The sequence below is a fragment of the Streptomyces sp. NPDC059142 genome (genome assembly GCF_042755665.1).
GTDB lineage: Bacteria > Actinomycetota > Actinomycetes > Streptomycetales > Streptomycetaceae > Streptomyces.
In genome coordinates, this window is sequence record NZ_JBHZDA010000196.1 from 1 (window position 1) to 4,234 (window position 4,234).

Genomic DNA, 4,234 nt, shown 5'->3' on the forward strand with positions numbered 1-4,234 from the left:
GGCGGGGGGGCGGGCCGCCCCCCCCGGCGCCCCCGGGGGGGCGCGGGCCGCGTGGGTTCCCCCCTAAAAACCCCCACTCCCCCCCGGGGGGGGCCGGGGGCGCCGTCGGGGGCCGGCCCCCCCGCTCCCCCGTGGACCTCTCATCTGTGACCCCCCGCGCTCCGACGTGAATCTTTTGTGGTCTCCTTCACGTACACCTCCCGGCCACGCACCACGGACGCACCGGTTTCCCCAGGTGAATCAGGGGTTGCGGGCCGGTGGCGTCCGGCTGTGGTCCACCTTGCACGACGATTGCCACGGGTGGGACCATCGCTACATCCTCTGAGCCCGCAAGGTAGGTCTGTCTGTGTCTGCAACTTCCGCGCCGCCCGCGAAGCCCCGCACCACCGCTGTCGTCCTGGCGGGCGGTACCGGTCAGCGTGTGGGCCTGTCGATCCCGAAGCAGTTGCTGAAGATCGCCGGTAAGGCGGTCATCGAGCACACCCTGTGGATCTTCGAGCAGAGCGACTCGATCGACGACGTGATCGTGCTCATGGCCCCCGGCTACGTGCCCGACGTGGAGAAGATCGTCGCGAAGGCCGGACTGACCAAGGTCTCCCGGGTCATCGAGGGCGGCACGACGCGCAACGAGACCACCGAGCGCGCCATCGCCGCGCTGAGCGAGGGCCTGGCGCCGGGCGAGGACCGCAACGTGCTGTTCCACGACGCGGTGCGGCCGCTGCTCTCGCAGCGCGTGATCAAGGACTGCGTGGACGCGCTGGAGCGCTACCAGGCGGTGGACGTGGCCATCCCGTCCGCCGACACGATCATCGTGACCCGTACGCACGGCGGCGACGGCGAGTTCATCACCGACGTCCCGGACCGCTCCCGGCTGCGCCGCGGCCAGACCCCGCAGGCGTTCAAGCTCTCCACCGTGCGCAAGGCGTACGAGGTCGCGGCGGACGATCCCAACTTCCAGGCCACCGACGACTGTTCCGTCGTGCTCAAGTACCTGCCGGACGTGCCGATCTACGTCGTGGCGGGCGACGAGTACAACATGAAGGTCACCCAGCCGGTCGACGTCTTCATCGCGGACAAGCTCTTCCAGCTCGCCTCGGCGAGCGCGCCCGAGCAGCCGTCCGAGGAGTCCTACCGCGAGCTGCTCACCGGCAAGACGCTGGTCGTCTTCGGCGGCTCGTACGGCATCGGCGCCGACATCGCCCAGCTCGCCGAGGGCTACGGCGCCAAGGTCTACGCCCTGGGCCGCTCCACCACCGGGACGCACGTGGAGAACCCGGAGCACGTGGACGACGCGCTCTCCCGCGCCTACGGCGAGACCGGCCGGATCGACTACGTGATCAACACCGCGGGCGTGCTGCGCATCGGCAAGCTGGCCGAGACGGACAACACCACGATCCAGGAGGCGCTGAACGTCAACTACCTGGCGCCGGTGCAGATCGCGCGCGCCTCGTACAAGTACCTGGTGGAGACCAAGGGCCAGCTCATGCTCTACACCTCCAGCAGCTACACCCGGGGCCGCGCCGAGTACAGCCTCTACTCGTCCACGAAGGCCGCCATGGTCAATCTGACCCAGGCGCTCTCCGACGAGTGGGCGGGCGAGGGGATCCGGGTCAACTGCGTGAACCCCGAGCGCACCGCCACCCCCATGCGCACCAAGGCGTTCGGCCAGGAGCCGGAGGGCTCGCTGCTCTCCTCCGAGGCGGTCGCGAAGACCTCCCTGGACGTGCTGCTCTCCGAGCTGACCGGCCATGTGATCGACGTGCGCCAGCAGGACCCGACGCGCTCCGCCTCGGAGTCGTCCGACTTCGAGCAGGCCCTCGCGGCCGTACTGGACCGTCAGGGAGATGTGTAATACTTCTTGACAATCTTTGACAGGGCCTCTGTGGGTCGCCTCCGCGCGAACCGCGGAGGCCCGAGTTCGTGAGGGTCGCGCGTCGCGCCCTCACGCTTCCCTTGCAAGGTCAACAGCCGGCACGGTCTGGAGCAGGTTTTCCGTGATTTCGACAGCTATCCGCCTGGCCCGCGTGGGCAGCGGATCAGAGCTGGCAGCCGCACTTCTTCTGGGTATCAGCTTCCCGTGCGTCATGCTCGCCGCGATACTCCCCAACCTCTGGCTCTTCGCGGCGGCCGCAGCCGTGTCCTATCTGGCGGACACCTATCTGCACCAGCGCGGCAGCTACCTGGTGAACCGGCTCGCCAAGGTGCGCGCCGGTCTCTCGATCCGCTTCCTGATCCGGCAGATGCTGCTGGTGCTGCTGGTCGCCAGGTCCGGCCTCGGTGAGGACCGGATCTTCTACGTGACCGTCGTCATGGTGCTGCTGTTCTACGCGCTCCAGGCGCCGCACGGCGCGATCGTCACCCTGCTCCGGCTGCGCCGCAGGCTGCCCGTGGTCACCCGCAACATCGACCTGGCCGCCGCCATCCGGATCCCGGACGCGCCGCCGCGCGGGCTGCTCAACCGCTCCGCGGAGAAGATGCTCCACCTCGACGTCTTCGCCATGGTGGGCGTGATCATCACGCTCCAGACCCGCGACAACATCTACGGCTTCACCGGCCTCGGCCTCAGCCTGCTCCTCGCCGTCGGCTACATCGCCGCGCTGCTGCCGTACCTGCGGCCGAGCCGGCTGGTGCCCAACGCCGAGAAGGTGCTCGCGGCGGTGGACGGCTGGCTGGGCGAGTACAAGCCGACCGTGATGCTCTACTTCTCCGGCTCCAAGGAGTCCGCGTACCAGGTCAACATGTGGCTGGACACCATGGACCGGCTGGAGGGCCGGCCGCTGATCGTGCTGCGGGAGCGGGCCATCGCCCAGCAGCTCGGGACGACGGACGTGCCGGTGCTCTGCGTCCCCGGCGGGGTGCACCTGATGAACCTGGACCTGTCGACCGTCCGGGTCGCGCTGTACGCGGCCAACGTCGGCAAGAACATCCACATGCTGCGCGTGCCCACCATGAAGCACGTCTTCATCGGCCACGGCGACAGCGACAAGCTGGCCAGCGTCAACCCGTACAGCAAGGCGTACGACGAGGTGTGGACGGCGGGCCGGGCCGGGCGCGACCGGTACGCGCTGGCCGACGTCGGGGTGCGCGACGAGGACATCGTGGAGGTGGGCCGTCCGCAGCTCGCCCCGATCGAGCCGTACAGCGGCGCGCAGCGCCACCCCGTCCCGACGGTGCTGTACGCGCCGACGTGGGAGGGCTGGGACGACAACCCCGGCAACACCTCGCTGCTGCTGGCCGGCGAGAACATCGTCAAGCGGCTCCTGAAGGCCGACAGCCCGGTCCGGGTGCTCTACAAGCCGCACCCCTTCACCGGGACCCGCAGCGCCAAGGCGAAGGCCGTGCACGAGCGGATCATCGCGCTGGTGGAGAAGGCCGGGGCCGAGCGGGCCACCGACCCCCGCTGGGCGAAGGAGAGCGCCGAGCTGAGCGCGGACCGTACCGCCGCCAAGGCGGAGCTGGCCCGGATCTCCGCGCGCCTCGGCGAGCTGATGGGCGCCGCTGACACGGGACGTGACGAGGCGGAGCAGTCGCGCGACTCCCAGGCCGACCCGGCCAGGCAGGAGGAGCTGACCCGGCTGCGGCGCGAGTGGAACGGCGCCTACTGGCGTTCGTCCGGCTGGTGGGAGCACCGGGTCATCAACGGCTCGGAGCCCGCGCTCTACGACTGCTTCAACGAGTCGGACGCCATGGTCTCCGACATCTCCAGCGTGGTCTCCGACTTCATCGCGAGCGGCAAGCCGTACGCGGTCACGGACTCGGCGGAGCTGGGCCCGGAGGAGTTCAAGCGGCAGAACACCGCCGTACGGGCCGCCGTGATCCTCTCCAACAGCGCGCGGGAGCTGGACGATCTGCTCGCCGCGGTCGCCGACCCGGCGGCCGACCGGCTGGCGGCCGAGCGCCGGGAGCTGAAGCGGTATCTGCTGGGCCCCGACGAGCCGACGTCGATGGAGCAGTTCGAGGCGGCCACCCAGGTGCTGTCCGCGAAGTCCCTGGCGCGGAACGTGGGCGTCGAGCAGCGTCTCGGGGAGCCGGAGGCGGCCGCGGCGCCGGACGACTCGGCGCCCAGCGCGGAGAACAACGACCTGGACTCGCCCGTACGGGGCTGACCGGGACGAGGTCGGGAACGACCGGACGACGGGCCCGGGGGGGGGGGGGGGGGGGGCCCGCCGCGCGCCCGGGGGACGGCCCGCGCCCCCCCCCCCGGGGCTAAATAAAAAAAAAAAAACCACCACAC

At 70.2% G+C, this 4,234-nt stretch carries 2 protein-coding genes; both read left to right on the top strand.

Translation table 11 applies throughout. The features are described 5' to 3' along the window. Window positions 1-346 precede the first annotated feature (346 nt). The gene (locus tag ACFXPK_RS32625; protein WP_385007557.1) at window positions 347-1,852 is read left to right on the top strand and encodes a D-ribitol-5-phosphate cytidylyltransferase; all 1,506 of its coding nucleotides are present in this window, start codon (window positions 347-349) and stop codon (window positions 1,850-1,852) included. Between the two features lie 142 nt (window positions 1,853-1,994). Further along, complete coding sequence (locus tag ACFXPK_RS32630) at window positions 1,995-4,106, top strand: hypothetical protein (protein ID WP_385007555.1); 2,112 nt, start codon at window positions 1,995-1,997, stop codon at window positions 4,104-4,106. Window positions 4,107-4,234 lie beyond the last annotated feature (128 nt).